Here is an 18,909-nt window from a genome sequence, read left to right as displayed (position 1 = left end):
GATAAGCTAGTAGAATAATTAAAATTAAAGGGACAATGCCTTTAGACGTTAGCAAGTCACTTATAGCTGTCAACTTAAAACTAAGTATGAAGTTGATAACAACTGCGTACAAAATAGCTAGTAGTGGCAATTTTACAAATAAAAAAGATTTGTATTTTATGGAAGTATGAACTGCACCCCAAAAGTTAGACAGAAAAAATCTAACTTTTGGGGTGTTTTTATTATGAAATTAACTTATGATGATAAAGTTCAGATCTATAAACTTAGAAAACAAGGATATAGCATAGAGAAGCTTTCAAATAAATTTGGGATAAACAATTCTAATCTTAGGTACATGATTAAATTGATTGATCGTTACGGAATGGAGTTCGTCAAAAAAGGAAAGAATTGTTACTATTCACCTGAACTAAAACAAGAGATCATTGATAAAGTTCTTCTCGAAGGTCGTTCGCAAATAAGGGTATCTCTAGATTATGCTCTTCCAAGTGTTGGAATGTTGCCTAATTGGCTGGCACAATATAAGAAAAACGGGTATACTATTGTTGAGAAAACAAGAGGGAGAGCACCTAAAATGGGACGTAAACCAAAGAAGAAGCCCGAAGAGATGACAGAGCTAGAGCGACTTCAAGCAGAAAATGAGTACTTGAGAGCGGAGAATGCCATTCTAAAAAAGTTGAGAGAACTCCGATTGAGGGACGAAAAGGAGCGAAAAGAAAAACAGAAATTGTCCGAGGATTGGTAACGGAGTTTGCCTTAGAGATTCTTCTAAAGATTATTAAGCTAGCTCGTTCAACCTATTATTACCAGCTAAAGCAGTTAAATAAAAGCGATAAAAATCATGATATTAAAGATGAAATTCAAGCTATTTTTACTGAGCATAAAGGAAATTATGGTTATCGCCGAATGACTCTAGAATTGAGGAATCGTGGTTTTGTAGTGAACCATAAGAAGGTCCAACGTCTGATGAAGATCCTTGGTTTAAGTGCCCGAATTCGTCGTAAACGCAAGTATTCTTCCTACCAAGGAGAGATTGGCAAGAAAGCAGATAACCTTATTCAACGCCAATTTGAAGCATCGAATCCAATGGAAAAGTGCTATACAGATGTGACAGAGTTTGCCATTCCGGCAAGCAGCCAAAAGCTCTATTTATCACCAGTTTTAGATGGTTTTAACAGCGAAATTATCGCCTATAATCTTTCTACGTCACCGAACTTGATACAAGTGAAAGATATGCTAGAACAAACCTTTACAGAGGAATATTACGAAAATACAATTCTCCATAGTGACCAGGGATGGCAATACCAACACGATTTCTATCATCATTTTTTAGAGGATAAAGGAATCCAGCCATCTATGTCGCGTAAGGGTAACAGCCCAGACAACGGCATGATGGAATCCTTCTTTGGTATTTTGAAATCCGAAATGTTTTATGGTTACGAGAAGACGTTTAAATCACTTAATCAATTGGAGCAAGCTATTGTAGACTATATTGATTACTACAACAATAAACGCATTAAGGTAAAATTAAAAGGACTTAGTCCTGTGCAATACAGAACTAAATCCTTTACTTAAATTATTTGTCTAACTTTTTGGGGTCAGTACACTTTTGAACTGGTTCCTTTTTTTATTTTCAAAATCTTGATTTAGGCTTTTTCACGAATGACCAAAACACCATCTTCCATGTCAGCTTCTAGGTGTTTAGCATCAAGATTATCCAAGTGGAAATCTGTCACTTTATCTCGGATTTGTTGTTCAACCACACGACGGAGTGGACGAACACCCATAACTTCATCATATCCTTCTTCAGTCATGTATTCTTTAGCAGCTTCGCTCACTGCCAAGTCAATGTCTTTCTTAGAAAGCGTCTTGTTAACTTCAACCAACATCAAGTCCACAATCTTAGAAAGATCTTCTTTGCTCAAGTGTGAGAATTCGATGACAGCATTGAAACGGTTAAGGAATTCTGGACGGAAGTAAGGTTTCAAACGATCCATCAATTCTGGTTTATCAGCATCTTCTGTCAAGTTAGCTTCGTAACCAAAGCCTGCGTTTGAAGTTGCGATAATCACCGTATTCTTGAAGTTGACAGTGTTACCTTGACCATCTGTCAAACGACCATCGTCCAAAACTTGAAGGAGAAGGGTGATGACTTGAGGGTCAGCCTTTTCAATTTCGTCGAGAAGGACGATTGAGTATGGATTGCGACGGACGCGTTCTGTCAAGGTATTGTTGTTGTCATCGTAACCAACATAACCTGCAGTTGTACCAATCAATTTAGATACGGCTGTGCGGTCGCTGTATTCTGACATGTCCAAACGGATGATAGCATCTTTCGTTCCGAACATATCAAGAGCCAATTGTTTAGCCAACTCAGTCTTACCAACACCAGTAGGACCTACAAAGAGGAAGCTACCGATTGGGCGATTTCCTTCATCAAAACCAGCACGGTTACGACGGATAGCTTTTGCTACTGCTTCAACGGCCTTATCTTGACCAATAACTTTCGTCTGCAAACGATGACCCATATCTTTCAAACGTTCGATGTCCGTAGCCCCCATTTGAGATACTGGAATACCCGTCATACGTTCTACAGATTCAGCCACATCGTTGACACTTGCAGTCACTTTCATATCTTCTGTATGGTTTTCGATTTTCTTTTCCAATTCTGCGATGCGTGTTTTATAGTTTAGAGCTGCTTCAAAATCTTCTGCCTCAACTGCTTTTTCTTGCTTGTCTTTTTCCGCCTCAATTTCACGTTCAACAGCATGAACATCTGTTACTGGATGCTGAGCTGCCAAGTGAGCCGCTGTTACATCGACAAGGTCGATAGCCTTATCTGGCAAGCTGCGTTGTGGAATGTATTGGACAGAATAATCTACTGCTGCTTTCAAGACTTCATCTGGCAAGATGACATTATGGTGTTGTTGATAGAGATCACGAATCCCTTGAAGGATTTTAAAGGTATCCTCTGCTGAAGGAGCATTGACCTTAACTTCGTTGAAACGACGAGCAAGAGCTGCATTTTTCAAGATGGTGTTACGATATTCGTCTTGAGTTGTCGCTCCAATCACAGTCAATTCCCCACGAGAGAGGGCTGGCTTGAGAATATCCGCAAGCCCTTTAGATCCACTATCTCCACCAGTGCTACCAGCACCGAGAATTTGGTGAATTTCATCAAAGAAGAGAATGATATTTCCCGCTTCTTTGACCTCATTGACTAGGTTTTGAACGTTTTCTTCAAAGCTACCACGGTATTGAGTACCAGCCTCAAGACCTGAGATATCAATGGAAATGATTTCCTTATTCTTAATAGCAGCTGGAACATCTCCGTTCACAATGGCTTGTGCTAGACCTTCGACAACGGCTGTCTTACCAACACCTGCATCTCCGACAAGTACAGGATTGTTCTTGGTACGACGTGAGAGGATTTCAGCTGTTTCTTGAATTTCCTTGTTTCGTCCGATAACAGGATCCAGCTTTCCCTCACGCGCTTCTGCAGTCAAGTTTCGACCTAGTTTTGCAAGTACACCGTCTTGTTTCATACCTGATGCCTGTTGTGGCATTTTTCCATCAACTTCTGCATTTCCTGGCAATTGGCCAGTTGCACGATAGTGAGCAAATTCCTCAGGTGTGACTTCGCGTCCATTAATTAAGTAACGGCGATTTTCAGAACTATATCCACGCATACCACCCATCAATTGGTTAAATAAATCATCCATGTTGTTAAAATTATTAAAGTTGTTGTTCATATTCTTTACCTCTTTTTGTTATTTATTATTACTGATATTGACTATCTTTGACCTTTGTTTTAAAAAATTTAGACTAGCTAAATCGCTACTCTACGTACTATTTCTGGTTTTTCTTTTTCAAGCAGGAGTAGACTATCTTTACTTCTAAAGATTTCTAGATTAAACATAGACCCCACCTCTTTCTATTTTACTTTAAATAAGTGTTCTAGCAAGGTTTTCATTTACCTTACGTTCATAATATACTACATTAGTCAAAAAAGGTCAAGTAATTTGACTTTAATTGACCAATAAATTTTACAAAAAGAAGAACTAGCTTTTAACTAGTCCTTCTTTGTATTATTTTATATAATCTTAGCTCAACGCATCCAAGGCATCATCCATTGAAAGAACTTCGTGGAATACACGTTGTGTCAATTCAGTTTTTTGTTCTGGAGTGAGGTATTTAGTGTTTACACAGTATCCAGAGATACGTACGATAACGTCTTCACCTGACATGATCTTTTCGTAAACATCGTTCAAGTCCATAACGTTCAAGTTAACGTGTTGTCCACCGTTTTCGAAGTAACCATCAAGGATTGTTACCAAGTTATCAACTTGTTCATCACGAGTCTTACCAAGAGCACGAGGTGAAACTTGTGTAGTCAATGAGATACCATCAGCTGCATAACTAAAGTCAAGGCTAGAAAGTGAGTTCAAGTTTTGCAACCATCCACCTTTAGCTTTGTTAGATGGGTTAGCACCTGGTGAGAAGAATTCAAGTTTAGACAAGTTCACAGAACCATCTTCGTTGAGGTATACACCTTTGTGGACTGGTGAGTTACCAGTTTGTTTAGAGTAAGCAACATTAGATGTGATAGTCAAAAGTGAAACTGTAGCTTCCGCATCTTTATAAAGTTTATGGCTACGTAGACGAGTTGTGTAAGCTTCAATCAACCATTCTGCCAATTCGTTTGAACGTGGGTCGTCTTCACCCCAACGTGGGTATTCACCGATTGTTTCGTAATCGTAGATGTAGCCATTTTCATCACGGATTGGTTTAACTGTAGCGTACTTGATAGCTGACAATGTATCAACTGTGTTAGCAAATCCACAGATACCGAATCCCATGTTCGCACGTTGTTTAGTTGGCAAGAATGCCATTTGAACAGCTTCGTAGTTGTACTTATCAGTCATGTAGTGGATGATGTTCAAAGCATCTACGTAAGTGTCAGTCAACCAGTCAAGAGATTTTTCAAAGTTAGCTTTAACTGATTCAAATTCAAGAACTTCGTCACGGATTGGTTCGATGTCAAATACTTTGTAATCTTTGTGAACATCGTCATAACCACCGTTCAAACCAGTAAGAAGGGCTTTCAATACGTTTACACGCGCACCGAAGTACTGGATGTTGTGGCGTTGTTCTTCATTTTCTGGGTCAAGTGGAGACACACAGCATGAGATACAGCTCATTTCACCATATCCGTCTTTAGCCATTGTTGTTACACCTTCGTATTGGATAGAAGAGTGTTTGTGGCTCATGTGCATACAGTAGCGACGGAAGTTGTATGGCAATTTGTCAGTCCAAAGAACTGTTAAGTTTGGTTCTGGAGAGTTACCGATGTTGTCAAGAGTGTTCAAGAAACGGTAGTCCATCTTAGTAACACGGTGACGACCGTCGTTACCCATACCAGCCATAGAAGTTGTGATGAAAGTTGGGTCACCTGAGTACAATTGGTCGTAAGCTTTAGTACGAGCAAATTTAACTGTACGAAGTTTCATAACGAAATCATCAACGAATTCTTGGATTTCTGATTCAGTAAATGTACCACGAGCAAGGTCACGTTCTGCAAAGATGTCCAAAACGATTGGTACACGTCCTAGAGATGTAGCAGCACCGTTGATAACACGGCAGACAGACATGAAGGCGATGTTAACCCATTGGATAGCTTCTTTAACGTTCATCGCTGGTTTGCGAACGTCAACTCCGTAAAGGTCCCCCAAGCGAACAACTTGTTGCAATGCTTGGTATTGAAGGTTGATTTCTTCACGAAGACGGATTGTTTCTTCATCGATTTCTTCGATTGCATTCCAGTCGTTTACTTTTTCTTGCATCAAGTAGTCTGCACCGTAAAGAGCAAGACGTGCGTAAACACCGATGATACGACCGCGTGAGTATGCATCTGGAAGACCAGTTACAGTGTGTGCGTGACGTGCGCGACGGATGTTTGAAGTGTAAGCACGGAAAATACCGTCGTTAACTGTTGTTACGTATTTAGTGAAGATTTCGTGAACAGCTGGGTCTGGTTCGTATCCATTTTCTTTCAAAGTAGTTTCAGCCATACGGATACCACCTTTTGGCATGAAGTTCAATTTGAAGAGTTCATCGTTTTGGATACCGAAGATAACTTCGTTTTCTTTATCGATAAATCCTGCTGGGATATCAGCAATAGATGTTGGACGAGTGTCCATTGGGAAACGAGTTTCTTCGTAGTGTGCTTTAGTTTCTTCTACAATTTTTTTGATGTGAAGTGAACGTTCTGTTGGTCCTGCAAGGAAGCTTTCGTCTCCATCGTAAGGTGTGTAGTTAGCTTGTACGAAGCGTGATACACTTGCTTTTTCTTTCCAATCTACGCCTTTGAAGCCTTCCCAAGCTTTATCAAAAATATCTTGTGCTTCAACAACTGTCTTAACAACCATGTTAATGTCCTCTTTTTTCTTTCTAGTAACAGTCATCTGTTACATTCATGAGACAAGTATACCATACAGTAACCGATTTCAACAAGCGAAAAATCCCTGTTTTTACACTTTCTTTTCTAAAACAGTCTATACTTTACCCCAAACTGTATTATATTTTTGAAAAAAATATACCCTTTTTTCCTTTTTTCAGAAAAAAGGGTATAATAAAAGAAAATAAGCAGTAAAAAGGTGCTAGGCATGTTGATTTTTCCTTTGTTAAATGATTTGTCAAGAAAAATCATCCATATTGACATGGATGCCTTTTTTGCTGCGGTGGAAATCAGAGATAATCCTAAACTCAGAGGAAAACCTGTCATTATCGGAAGCGACCCTCGGCAAACAGGTGGGCGTGGTGTCGTGTCCACTTGTAGCTATGAAGCTCGAGCTTTTGGTGTCCATTCAGCCATGAGTTCCAAGGAAGCCTATGAGCGTTGCCCCCAGGCCGTCTTTATCTCAGGGAATTATGAAAAATACAAGTCTGTGGGATTCCAGATTCGAACTATCTTTAAGCGCTATACAGATTTGATTGAACCTATGAGTATTGACGAAGCCTATTTGGATGTAACAGAAAATAAACTCGGTATCAAGTCAGCGGTCAAAATCGCTCGCCTCATTCAAAAAGATATCTGGCAAGAACTCCATCTGACTGCTTCTGCTGGCGTTTCTTATAACAAATTCTTAGCTAAAATGGCTAGTGACTATCAAAAACCACATGGTCTGACAGTGATTCTACCTAACCAGGCTGAGGACTTTCTCAAACAAATGGATATTTCCAAGTTTCATGGAGTAGGAAAAAAGACGGTGGAACGACTTCATCAAATGGGTATTTTTACTGGCGCTGACCTACTTGAAGTTCCTGAAGTGACTCTGATAGACCGTTTTGGTAGACTGGGTTATGACCTTTATCGAAAGGCTCGTGGCATTCACAACTCTCCAGTCAAATCCAATCGTATCCGTAAATCAATCGGTAAGGAGAAAACCTATGGAAAGATTCTCCGTGCCGAGGAAGACATCAAAAAAGAGCTGATTCTTCTATCAGAAAGAGTCGCTCTCAATCTCAATCAGCAAGAAAAAGCTGGAAAAATTGTCATTTTGAAAATTCGCTACGAGGACTTTTCAACTCTCACTAAACGAAAAAGTCTGCCTCAAAAAACACAGGATGCTAGTCAGATAAGCCAAATAGCCCTGCAACTCTATGAAGAGTTAAGCGAAAAAGAAAGAGGGGTCCGCCTATTGGGGATTACCCTGACTGGATTTTAAAACCTTGAAGAGCTGCCCCTTCAAGGTTTTTCTTATACAAATAAACGGACAAAGCTATACAGTAGCAAGACGCTACCGAGTACAATACGGTATTTACCGAAAAGGGTAAAGTCGTGTTTTTTCACATAGCTGGTCAAAAAGCGAATAGCCACCATGCTGACTGCAAAAGCTACTCCCATCGCAACCAAGAGCAAGAACAATTGCCCAAAGTTCAAGAGTTGTCCTGCTTTTACAAATTTGAAAATCTTTAATGCACTAGCTCCAAACATAACAGGAATCCCTAAATAGAAGGTAAATTCTGTCACAACAGAACGACTCGTTCCATTTAACAAACCACCGACAATCGTTGCCCCAGAACGACTTGTTCCAGGTAAAAGGGCAAGAACTTGGAAGAGGCCGATATAGAAGGCTGTCGTATAAGGAAGCTTGTCCAACTCTGTTACACTTGGCTCGATAGCACGCACTTTATTGCGCTTTTCCAAATAGATAAAGGCAATCCCATAGATAATCAACATGAGAGCAACTGAAACCATATTATGGAAGTGAGTATCAAACCAATCATCAAACTTAAATACAGCAAGCAAAGGTAAAGTAGCTACAAGAACTTTAGACCACAGTTGCCAAGTTCGACGAACTTCCTGCTTGTCTTTACCCGGTTTAAAGGGATTGAGCTTATTAAAGTAAATCACCATAACCGCCAAAATCGCACCAAGCTGAATCACGACATTAAACATGGACATAAAGACTTCATTTTGATTTTGGTATTGGATAAATTCCTCTGCTAAAATCAAGTGACCTGTACTTGAAATCGGCAGCCATTCCGTAATTCCTTCAACAATACCGAAGAAGATAGATTTTAAAATTTCAATAAGATACATAGATTACTCCTTTTTTCTATCTTCCATTATAGCATATTTTTTTAGTCTGTGACAGTTCTCTTTAAAAGGCACCGATACTGCCACCGCCTCCACCTCCGGAGAAGCCACCGCCAGAACTTCCATTTCCAGAAGATACGGAATAGGTACTTGCTGTGTTTGCGATGCTGGCATAATGGCTCATTTGCGCGCTTGAATGATAAAACATACCGTGCCAGCCATAATCTACATAGAGATTGATATCTGGATTTCCCACTTTAATCTGATGAACCTTCATCAAATGGCTGACCTTGTCCGCATAGCCAAATAAGGTCGCATAGACCAAAAGGCGATTCCAGACCACAATACTTTCCAATTCAGCCTGATCCAATCTTGCAATCTCACGCAACATATTTTCAAAACTGGTCCAGAGATAGTAGACTTCTGCCCCTGCTTCATTCAGGACACCATCACGATTATCTAGTCGAAGCTTCCAATAATAGAAAACAGCCAAAACCAAACCTAGAAAACCAAGTATTGGCAAGGGGATGTAAAGATAGCCATAAACATCCAAACTGTACAAGAACAAGCCAAATTCGATAAATAGGGGCAGGATAGTCAAAGCACCCATACCCACTTGCAAGGCCTTTTCCCCACCAGTTAAAGGACGGTAGTAATCCGGAAGCCCCCAGAAGGTAACTCTATTTCTCACTCCTTCTTGCATCTCTTTCAATACTTCTTCAAAAGAAGATTTGAGCTGACGCCCCTTTGCTTGAATCCGTTTTTCATCAGAGACTTTTGCTCTACGATAAAGGCTATCAGATACCTTGTAATCCGCAAACAAATTGGAAAGAGTTTCTTCTTTTTTGCCTGAAAAAGCCAGATCTAGACAGTCTTTCTCAAAGCCTGACAAACCATCTTCTTTTACTAGCCTCAAACCAACTGCATCTCCTTCTGAAATGATAGAGACATTTCCACGGTCTATCACATCTAGCAAGGTAGCTTGAATAAGTTGATCAAAGGTGAATTTTCCAGCTCCCTTGACCAAGGGACTCACTTCCTCCAAGGAGGTAGAGTAGACAGCCTCTGATAAAACCATAGGCTCTAATTCCATTGGTGGTTCATAGATACGATGATTTTTGGCATATTTGACCGAAGGAGTGGTCTTTCTTCTATAAATAAAATAAAAGCAAATACTCAATAACAAGGAGATAGAAAGTATAGAAGGAAACACCCACGTAACGAGTTGTTTACTTTGCTCTTTTTCTTTAAAAATCGAGTCTTCTATCTTATTAAACTCTTCTAAACGATTGCCTTTCAATCCCTGATCCCTAGCGCTAGCAAAATCAGTTCGAGGCCAGTATGCATGCAATTCAACTCCACGCTTAGCCGGAAGATTGTCTAAACGGATAGTATAATCAAGGTTACTCTTTTCAATCGTTCCCTCTCTAAAAAGTTTCCCTGTATGGAAAAAGAGTTTTTCAGCCCCCTTATCTCCCCTTACATGAAATTCAAACTTTCCAATAGCCCCTGAACTATCTGTCAGAGGTTGCCAATTTAATTCAGCGATGTCATCATATAGAAAAAGCAAATTTTTTAAGTTCCAGACAAGGTCAACTTCAACTGTGTCGCCATCTTGACCTGGATTATAAACTTTAACAGTATAACCATCTGCTCCTTCTGTTACTTCGCTAGTAACATCTGTCAGTTCAGCACCGTTTTTCGCAGCCTGAACCTTCGGATGAGGGTCAATGTCAAATCCGCTAGGCATCTTGCCAGCACGTCCAAGTCCCACGATTTGGCCCTTAAAGTCCTCCTCAAACTGATAAACTATCTTTTGTCTAAATTCTGCCGTATTGTCTGCATGAATATACAAATCTCCTTGATAAGAGTTTATCTTGAAATCAATGGCAAAAACAGAGAGTGGAAGAAGGCAAAACAAGCCTAACACCAGTAAGAAAAAAGTTTTTTTCATCAACTAATCCCCCTTTTTATCTTTGCTATCATTATATCATTTTTTCTCAAGTAAGGGCTTACCTATATTGAAAAATAGAGTTTTTTTCGATAAAATAGGAGACAGTTATTTTTTAATAGATTAGAAATAGGAGAAATCATGAGAAAAATATACTTATCTATTTTCACAAGTCTCTTGCTGATGCTGGGACTTGTCAATGTTGCTCAAGCCGATGAATATTTACGCATCGGTATGGAAGCGGCATATGCCCCCTTTAACTGGACTCAGGATGATGATAGCAATGGGGCTGTCAAAATCGATGGGACTAACCAGTATGCTAACGGATACGATGTTCAAATCGCCAAGAAAATCGCTAAGGACTTAGGTAAAGAACCTTTGGTTGTTAAAACAAAGTGGGAAGGCCTAGTTCCTGCCCTTACTTCTGGTAAGATCGACATGATTATCGCAGGTATGAGTCCTACTGCCGAGCGTAAACAAGAAATTGCCTTTTCAAGTAGCTACTACACTAGCGAACCAGTTCTACTGGTCAAAAAAGATTCTGCCTACGCAAATGCCAAATCTTTAGATGACTTTAATGGTGCAAAAATCACTTCTCAACAAGGGGTTTACCTTTACGATTTGATTGCACAAATCACAGGTGCTAAAAAAGAAACAGCCATGGGAGACTTCGCTCAAATGCGCCAAGCTCTTGAGGCTGGTGTCATCGATGCCTATGTTTCTGAACGCCCAGAAGCACTGACTGCTGAAGCTGCCAACTCTAAGTTTAAGATGGTCCAAGTAGAACCTGGTTTCAAAACTGGAGAAGAAGATACGGCTATCGCCATTGGACTTCGTAAAGATGACAATCGTATTAGCCAAATCAATGCCAGCATTGAAACCATTTCAAAAGATGACCAAGTTACCTTGATGGATCGTATGATCAAGGAACAACCTGCCGAAGCTACAACAACTGAAGAGACTAGCAGTAGTTTCTTTAGCCAAGTCGCTAAAATTCTTTCTGAGAACTGGCAACAACTATTGCGTGGTGCTGGTATCACTCTTTTAATCTCAATCGTTGGAACCATCACAGGTCTCATTATTGGACTTGCCATTGGTGTCTTCCGTACTGCTCCTCTATCTGAGAATAAAGCCATTTATGGCTTACAAAAACTAGTCGGCTGGATTCTCAATGTCTACATTGAAATTTTCCGTGGTACCCCAATGATCGTTCAATCGATGGTTATCTACTATGGAACTGCCCAAGCTTTCGGTATCAACCTTGACCGCACACTGGCTGCTATCTTCATCGTTTCGATCAACACTGGTGCCTACATGACTGAAATCGTACGTGGTGGTATTCTAGCAGTTGACAAGGGACAATTTGAAGCTTCGACTGCTCTTGGTATGACCCATAACCAAACCATGCGTAAGATTGTCCTCCCTCAGGTAGTTCGTAACATCCTACCAGCAACTGGTAATGAATTTGTCATCAATATCAAAGATACATCTGTATTGAACGTTATCTCGGTTGTCGAACTTTACTTCTCAGGAAATACCGTAGCAACTCAAACCTATCAATACTTCCAGACATTTACAATCATCGCCGTGATTTACTTTGTCCTCACCTTCACCGTAACACGTATCCTACGCTTCATCGAGCGCCGAATGGACATGGATACCTATACTACAGGTGCTAACCAAATGCAAACGGAGGATTTGAAATAATGACACAAGCAATCCTTGAAATTAAACACCTCAAGAAATCCTATGGACAAAACGAAGTGCTAAAAGACATTTCTCTGACCGTCCACAAGGGAGAAGTCATCTCTATCATCGGAAGCTCTGGAAGCGGAAAATCAACCTTCCTACGCTCCATTAACCTACTTGAAACACCAACTGATGGACAAATCCTTTATCATGGACAAAACGTCCTCGAAAAAGGCTATGACCTCACGCAATACCGTGAAAAGTTGGGGATGGTGTTCCAATCCTTTAACCTCTTTGAAAATCTTAACGTACTTGAAAACACAATTGTCGCTCAGACGACTGTCCTTAAACGCGAACGTACAGAAGCTGAAAAGATTGCCAAAGAAAACCTTGAAAAGGTCGGCATGGGAGAACGCTACTGGCAAGCGAAACCAAAACAACTCTCAGGTGGTCAAAAACAACGTGTGGCCATCGCTCGTGCCCTCTCCATGAATCCGGACGCCATTCTCTTTGATGAACCAACATCAGCTCTCGATCCAGAAATGGTTGGAGAAGTCCTCAAAATCATGCAAGATCTGGCTCAGGAAGGCTTGACTATGATTGTCGTAACCCACGAAATGGAATTCGCCCGTGATGTCTCTCACCGTGTTATCTTTATGGATAAGGGGGTGATTGCTGAAGAAGGCAAACCAGAAGACCTCTTCACCAATCCTAAAGAAGACCGTACAAAAGAGTTCCTTCAACGCTATCTCAAATAAAAAGAAAAGGCTGCATCAACCGTGCAGTCTTTTTGCTGTCCTCATACTCTTCGAAAATCTCTTCAAACCACGTCAGCTCTATCTGCAACCTCAAAACAGTGTTTTGAGCAACCTACGGCTAGCTTCCTAGTTTGCTCTTTGATTTTCATTGAGTATCAAAATGAAAAGGCAGACCTTATTCAAGAATCCGCCATTATCCAAAGATTAATCTTCAAATTTTTCATGATTTTTATCATAGAAATCAATTAAACCTAGAGCTGTTTCAAACGAAATATTTTTTACTTTTGCACGCCCCTGCGCTAGAGCAATGATAGACATTTCACGCGCATTCGTTTCTTTAGAGATACGGTAGCCTGTGATTTTCTTATCACGAACCCAGCCAACAACTGATTCTACTTTTTCAAAGTTTGACTTAGCCATGTCCTTCTCCTATTTTCTTCTTTACGATATTTAATTGTATACGTTTTTATGACTTTTGTCAATAAAAAAACATATATTCAATAAAATTAATGATTTATTTTTCTATTACTATCTTATTAAAGCCGATAATATATAGGTTTCCCCTTGCTATAAACCATTAGTAAATACCTTTAAAATAATTGTATTATTAACTCTTTTGTTTGTAAAATTATTCATACTTTGCAAATAGCAATTCTTGATAGATTAGACAGGTTTTATACTCAACTTTATTCTATTTACCTAACTTTAAAATAATATTTCTAATAGCAGAAGACTTGCTCTCCACACTATTACTAACTATTATTTCTCTTCTCCTTCTTTGATATTCTTCCTGCCTTTATAAGCACCTTTCACTTGCTCAACTGGTACTATTTATTTACTTTATCAATATTCCTTTTATTTCTTCAAACCTATAAAAAGATGAGTAGTTAGGAAACAATAGTATCCTATCTTCCAATATTTTCCACTGTTTTTATCTTCTTAGTATCTTATCACTCTTCTCAGTTAACTCAGTATAAGGCTTCTCATTAGTATTGATTATTTTTTCTAATTCCTATTATATTTAGCCAATTTTTAGATTAGACATATATAAAATAGTGTATTCTAAAAATACTCCTTATATATAACAAGTAATTTTACTACCTTACTATAAACCGAATCAAAAAATAATAGGTACTATAATGACTTGTGATAGAAATAGCGTAATCGATTTCCTAAGTCCATAGGAATCGCCCCCTTTCTTCACCCTCATTATAGCACCTATACATCTGTTGTGCAAATAATATGATATTTTTTTATTAGTCCTCAGACAAGCATATTATAGAGCGTTTCATTACCATTTAAGTTAATATAAGATGGATCAAAACCTTCCATTCGACGAATCAAGCCTGCATAATCATGCTTATCTGCCAAGGCAATCCCAATCAATACTGGGCCTGTCCCCTTGCTAGCTCGTTTGATATACTCAAAACGTGTGATATCATCATTTGGCCCCAAGATATCATTTACAAACTCACGCAAAGCCCCCGGACGCTGTGGAAAATTAACCACAAAGTAATGCTTGATCCCATCATAAATCAAGGCACGTTCTTCCATTTCTGGCATACGGTTGATATCATTATTTCCTCCAGAAATGATACAACAAATGGTTTTCCCCTTGATATATTCAGCCAACACCTCTAGAGAGGCGATACTAGCCGCTCCAGCAGGTTCTGCAACAATCCCTTGCTTAGAGTAAAGGTCAATCAAGGTTTCAGAAATCAACCCCTCATCGACACCTACTAAAGTCTGAACATGTTGACGAGTTGCTTCATAGGTCAACTGACCTACTTTTTGCACGGCAATCCCATCAGCAAATTTATCAATCTCCTTGAGTTTAACAGGTCCACCAGCTTCAAAGGCAGCCTTCATGGAACGCGCTCCATTAGCCTCTACACCGATAACCTCAATTTCTGGACTTGTTTCCTTGATATAGGTAGAAACCCCAGCAATGAGACCGCCGCCACCAATAGGAACCAAGACAGCATCAAAATCAATCGATTCTTTTCGAGCTTCTTCTAAAATCTCATAAGCAACTGTTCCTTGACCTGCCTGAACATGGGCATCATCAAAAGGATCAATAAAGGTACGATTTTCAGAAACTGTAAATTCTTGAGCTGCTTTAGCTGAGGCATCAAAGGTATCTCCAACTAGTTTAATGGTTACGAAGTCACCACCAAAAAAGCGAACCTGGCCAATCTTTTGTTGCGGAGTTGTAATGGGCATAAAAATAGTAGCAGGAATCTTCATTTCATTACAAGTATAGGCAACTCCCTGCGCATGGTTTCCCGCAGAAGCACAGACTACCCCACGCTCACGCTCTTCCTTGCTGAGCTGAGAAATAGCATAATAGGCACCACGAATTTTAAAGGAACGAACACGTTGAGCATTTTCCTTTTTCAAATAAATCTTAGCACCATACTTCTCCGATAAATAATGGTCATAATCCAGTGGGGTATTCACAACCACACCGTTCAAGACCTTGTGAGCCTTGATGATATCTTTTGAACTTAACATCTTTTTCTCCTAGACTATTTCATACTATCGCAATCCATCCTTTCAAACAGAGATGAATTGATTATAAAAGCGAGTTAGGTCCCCCCAACTCGCCTTCAACTTGATTTCTATCAATTAGTTATAGATTTTGAATGCATCGTCGTCGTTTTTACCAACGAATGGCATTGCTTTACGCAATTCTGCACCAACTTTTTCAATTTCAAGGTTAGCTGCTTGTTCACGGTAAGCAGTCAATTTTGGACGTCCAGCTTTATAATCATTCACAAAGTCATTCGCAAATTTACCATTTTGGATGTCCGCCAAGACAGCTTTCATGTTTTCTTTAACTTGCTCAGTGATTACACGTGGACCTGATACATAGTCACCGTACTCAGCAGTGTTTGAAATTGATTGACGCATTTTCTTGAAGCCACCTTCGTAAATCAAGTCAACAATCAATTTCATTTCGTGAAGAACTTCAAAGTAAGCCAATTCTGGAGCGTAACCTGCTTCTGTCAAGACTTCGAAACCTGCTTCGATAAGGGCAGTCAAACCACCACAAAGTACAGCTTGTTCACCAAACAAATCTTCTTCAGTTTCTTCTTTATAAGTTGTTTCAAGAAGACCTACACGAGCTGCCCCAACACCTTTACACCAGTCCATAGCAATGTTTTTAGCATTTCCTGTTGCATCTTGATAAACTGCGTAAAGAGCTGGCACACCAAATCCTTCTTCGTAAGTACGACGTACCAAGTGTCCTGGTCCTTTAGGAGCACACATGAAGACATCTACATCTGCAGGAACTTTGATAAATTCAAAGTGAATGTTGAAACCATGGGCAAATCCAACTGCATTTCCAGCTTCCAAGTTTGGAGCGATTTCTGCTTCGTACAATTCTTGTTGGATTTCGTCTGGTGCCAAAATCATGATAACATCAGCCAATTTAGTAGCTTCTGCTACTGTGTAAGTGTCAAATCCATCTTCTTTTGCTTTGTCAAAAGATTTACCTGGACGTACACCGATGATGACATCGCGACCAGAATCACGCAAGTTTTGAGCATGCGCATGTCCTTGCGAACCATAACCAATAACGGCGATTTTTTTACCGTCAAGTGCTGCTACTTTAACATCTTTTTCATATTCCATTTGAACTGCCATAGTTTTTCTCTCTTTTCTATTATTTATTGCCTTTTAGGCTGGTTTAACAAATTTAAGTTAGATTTTTAATCGCGGGTAAATCCAGTTGCACCAGTTCGAGCAATATTGCGAATACCGTATGGTCGAATGACTCGCAATAGAGCTTCACTCTTTTCAGCATTTCCAGTCATCTGAATGGTAATCGAGCTTGGCGCTACGTCTACCACCGTTGCACGGAAAGGTTGAATAATCGCTAAAATCTCAGCTCGCTTCTCAGCTGGCGCTGACATCTTAACCAAAATTACCTCGCGCTCCAAATGAGGCTTGTCTGTAATATCACGAATGCGAATCACATCAATCTGACGATTAAGTTGCTTAATGATTTGTTCCACTTCATCATGAGAAGCTACATCAATAATAATGGTGATACGCGATACATTCGGATCTTCTGTTGCTCCAACAGAGATACTTTCGATATTAACCTGACGACGAGACAGAACGCCAGTAAAGCGATTGAGGACTCCTGAACGATTTTGTAGTTTTGCTGTTAACATTCTACGCATGGAACTTCACCCCCAACATCTCATGATTACTCTTACCAGCTGGTACCATTGGTAGCACCTGTTCCTTACGAGAAATATCTACCTCGATTAGCATAGGAACATCCTCAGTGATGACTTCAAGGTCTTGAGCCAAGGTCTCAGGATTGTCAAACTTATAGTTTTTAATACCGTAAGCTTGTGCCATCAGTTGGAAATCAGGAAGGGTATCAAAGACTGACTCTGATGTTCTACCTTCATAGAAGGATTCCTGCCACTGGCGAACCATTCCAAGTGAGTGATTGTTCAGCATGACCACCTTGATTGGCACCTTATAAATGTTCAAAATAGCCAATTCCTGGTTAGTCATTTGGAAACCGCCATCCCCAACAAACAAGACTACTTCCTTATCTGGGTTAGCAATTTTAGCTCCAATTGCTGCTGGAATTCCAAATCCCATGGTTCCCAAACCGCCTGAAGTTACTAACTGACGTTCATTTTGGTAGGGATAATACTGGGCTGTCCACATTTGGTGTTGACCAACGTCTGTTACCACAATGGCATCTCCATTTGTCAATTCACCAATTCGTTCAATAACAGCTTGCGGCTGAACCACACGCTCTTTCTTATCATAAGAACGAACGCGGTTCTTGTCTTTAGTAACTTTTTCAATCCATTTCTCAGTATTGTTATGAACTGTCGGTTCTGCTAGTAACATTTGCAAGGCTTTCTTAGCATCTCCAACTACAGGAATATCTGCACTGATAATCTTGCCAATCTCGGCTGGGTCAATATCAATGTGAGCAACCTTTGCATTCTTAGCAAAAGTCTTAGGATTCCCCGTCAAGCGGTCATCGAAACGACAACCAATACTAATCATAAAGTCCGCTTCCGTCATTGCAATATTAGCTGCGAAAGACCCATGCATACCTCCCATTCCAAGGAAGAGTGGATGAGTCGTTGCAATCGTACCTTGTCCCAAAAGACTGGTTACCACTGGAATCTGATAGCGTTCTGCAAATCCATTTAGTTCCGCAGCAGCTTCAGCATAACTAATTCCACCACCAGCTAGCAAGACTGGCTTTTTAGCCTTGGATAATTGCTTCAAGATTTTCTTGATTTGCATATCATTCGGCTCAAGAGTCGGTTGATAACTTGGTAAGTTCACTTCTGGTGAATAGATGAAGTCTGTTTCCAAAGCAGATACGTCTTTAGGTAGGTCAATTACAACTGGTCCTGGTCGACCTGTAGTTGCGATATGGACAGCTTCCGTAATGATTCGAGGGATATCAGCTGTCTCACGAACTTGGTAATTGTACTTAGTGATTGGCATGGTAATTCCCACAATGTCTGCCTCCTGAAAGGCATCCTTCCCAATCCCTGCTCGCGCTACCTGACCTGTAAAGACCAAAAGGGGAACACTGTCGCTCATGGCATCCGCAATCCCTGTAATGGCATTGGTTGCTCCCGGTCCGCTAGTGACGACGGCAACACCCAACTTTCCAGTTGATTTAGCATAACCTTCAGCTTCATGCAGACAGCCTTGCTCATGGCGTCCTAGAATGTGGCGAATGCCTTTAAAATTATATATCGCATCATAAAAAGGCAAGACCGCACCACCAGGATAACCAAAGATGGTATCAATTCCTAAATCACGAAGTGTTTCCAAAACTAGGTTCGACCCCGTCTTAGGAGATTCTAAACTGATTTTCTCCATTGTTCCCCTTTCTCTTCACTTAAAAA

At 40.1% G+C, this 18,909-nt stretch carries 13 protein-coding genes; 4 read left to right on the top strand and 9 right to left on the bottom strand.

Annotated elements, in window-relative coordinates; genetic code table 11:
* The first annotated feature begins 223 nt into the window (after positions 1-223).
* Positions 224-1,572, top strand: a protein-coding gene (locus LG372_RS04575; protein WP_152901422.1) for an IS3 family transposase whose coding sequence is annotated in 2 segments (ribosomal slippage) — positions 224-665 and positions 665-1,572 — 1,350 coding nt in all. Because the reading frame shifts where the segments join, the coding sequence is not laid out codon by codon here.
* Between the two features lie 71 nt (positions 1,573-1,643).
* Here the strand turns inward: LG372_RS04575 and LG372_RS04570 are convergent.
* Positions 1,644-3,749: an ATP-dependent Clp protease ATP-binding subunit gene (locus tag LG372_RS04570; protein WP_225742226.1), complete on the bottom strand. Its 2,106-nt coding sequence runs from the start codon at positions 3,747-3,749 to the stop codon at positions 1,644-1,646.
* Positions 3,750-4,100: 351 nt separating this feature from the next.
* Positions 4,101-6,425, bottom strand: coding sequence for a formate C-acetyltransferase (gene pflB / locus LG372_RS04565; RefSeq protein WP_000260631.1), 2,325 nt, complete (start codon positions 6,423-6,425; stop codon positions 4,101-4,103).
* A 237-nt stretch (positions 6,426-6,662) separates the two neighbouring features.
* On the opposite strand from pflB, the gene dinB reads away from it, so the two are divergent.
* Positions 6,663-7,724, top strand: a complete 1,062-nt coding sequence (gene dinB, locus LG372_RS04560; protein WP_225742225.1) for a DNA polymerase IV — start codon at positions 6,663-6,665, stop codon at positions 7,722-7,724.
* Between the two features lie 32 nt (positions 7,725-7,756).
* On the opposite strand, the gene LG372_RS04555 is transcribed toward dinB, so the two are convergent.
* Both LG372_RS04555 and LG372_RS04550 read right to left on the bottom strand, forming a co-directional pair.
* Positions 7,757-8,602 carry an undecaprenyl-diphosphate phosphatase gene (locus tag LG372_RS04555; RefSeq protein ID WP_049552291.1) on the bottom strand — a complete coding sequence of 282 codons (846 nt, stop codon included), beginning with the start codon at positions 8,600-8,602 and terminating at the stop codon, positions 7,757-7,759.
* Between the two features lie 61 nt (positions 8,603-8,663).
* Positions 8,664-10,553 (bottom strand): DUF2207 domain-containing protein, encoded by a 1,890-nt coding sequence (locus LG372_RS04550; protein ID WP_225742224.1) that lies wholly within the window; start codon positions 10,551-10,553, stop codon positions 8,664-8,666.
* A 138-nt stretch (positions 10,554-10,691) separates the two neighbouring features.
* On the opposite strand from LG372_RS04550, the gene LG372_RS04545 reads away from it, so the two are divergent.
* The gene (locus tag LG372_RS04545; protein ID WP_225742223.1) at positions 10,692-12,257 is read left to right on the top strand and encodes an ABC transporter substrate-binding protein/permease; all 1,566 of its coding nucleotides are present in this window, start codon (positions 10,692-10,694) and stop codon (positions 12,255-12,257) included.
* Positions 12,257-12,997: an amino acid ABC transporter ATP-binding protein gene (locus LG372_RS04540; RefSeq protein WP_000189477.1), complete on the top strand. Its 741-nt coding sequence runs from the start codon at positions 12,257-12,259 to the stop codon at positions 12,995-12,997. Before LG372_RS04545 ends, LG372_RS04540 begins: the two co-directional genes overlap by 1 nt.
* A 204-nt stretch (positions 12,998-13,201) precedes the next feature.
* On the opposite strand, the gene LG372_RS04535 is transcribed toward LG372_RS04540, so the two are convergent.
* The 5 genes from LG372_RS04535 to LG372_RS04515 all read right to left on the bottom strand — a co-directional run bounded on the left by LG372_RS04535 (position 13,202) and on the right by LG372_RS04515 (position 18,883).
* Positions 13,202-13,417, bottom strand: a complete 216-nt coding sequence (locus LG372_RS04535; RefSeq protein ID WP_001130035.1) for a hypothetical protein — start codon at positions 13,415-13,417, stop codon at positions 13,202-13,204.
* Positions 13,418-14,260: 843 nt separating this feature from the next.
* Positions 14,261-15,511: a threonine ammonia-lyase IlvA gene (gene ilvA / locus LG372_RS04530; RefSeq protein ID WP_225742222.1), complete on the bottom strand. Its 1,251-nt coding sequence runs from the start codon at positions 15,509-15,511 to the stop codon at positions 14,261-14,263.
* A gap of 114 nt (positions 15,512-15,625) precedes the next feature.
* The gene (gene ilvC, locus LG372_RS04525; protein ID WP_000290683.1) at positions 15,626-16,648 is read right to left on the bottom strand and encodes a ketol-acid reductoisomerase; all 1,023 of its coding nucleotides are present in this window, start codon (positions 16,646-16,648) and stop codon (positions 15,626-15,628) included.
* A 65-nt stretch (positions 16,649-16,713) separates the two neighbouring features.
* Positions 16,714-17,190 (bottom strand): acetolactate synthase small subunit, encoded by a 477-nt coding sequence (gene ilvN, locus LG372_RS04520; protein WP_001253803.1) that lies wholly within the window; start codon positions 17,188-17,190, stop codon positions 16,714-16,716.
* Entirely contained in the window at positions 17,183-18,883 is a 1,701-nt protein-coding gene (locus LG372_RS04515) for an acetolactate synthase large subunit (protein ID WP_225742221.1), read from the bottom strand. Before LG372_RS04515 ends, ilvN begins: the two co-directional genes overlap by 8 nt.
* Between the last annotated feature and the right edge of the window lie 26 nt (positions 18,884-18,909).

This window comes from Streptococcus sp. Marseille-Q5112 (assembly GCF_916700555.1).
GTDB lineage: Bacteria > Bacillota > Bacilli > Lactobacillales > Streptococcaceae > Streptococcus > Streptococcus symci.
Note: the sequence above shows the minus strand (reverse complement) of the source record. Positions and strands in the feature narration are given on the sequence as shown.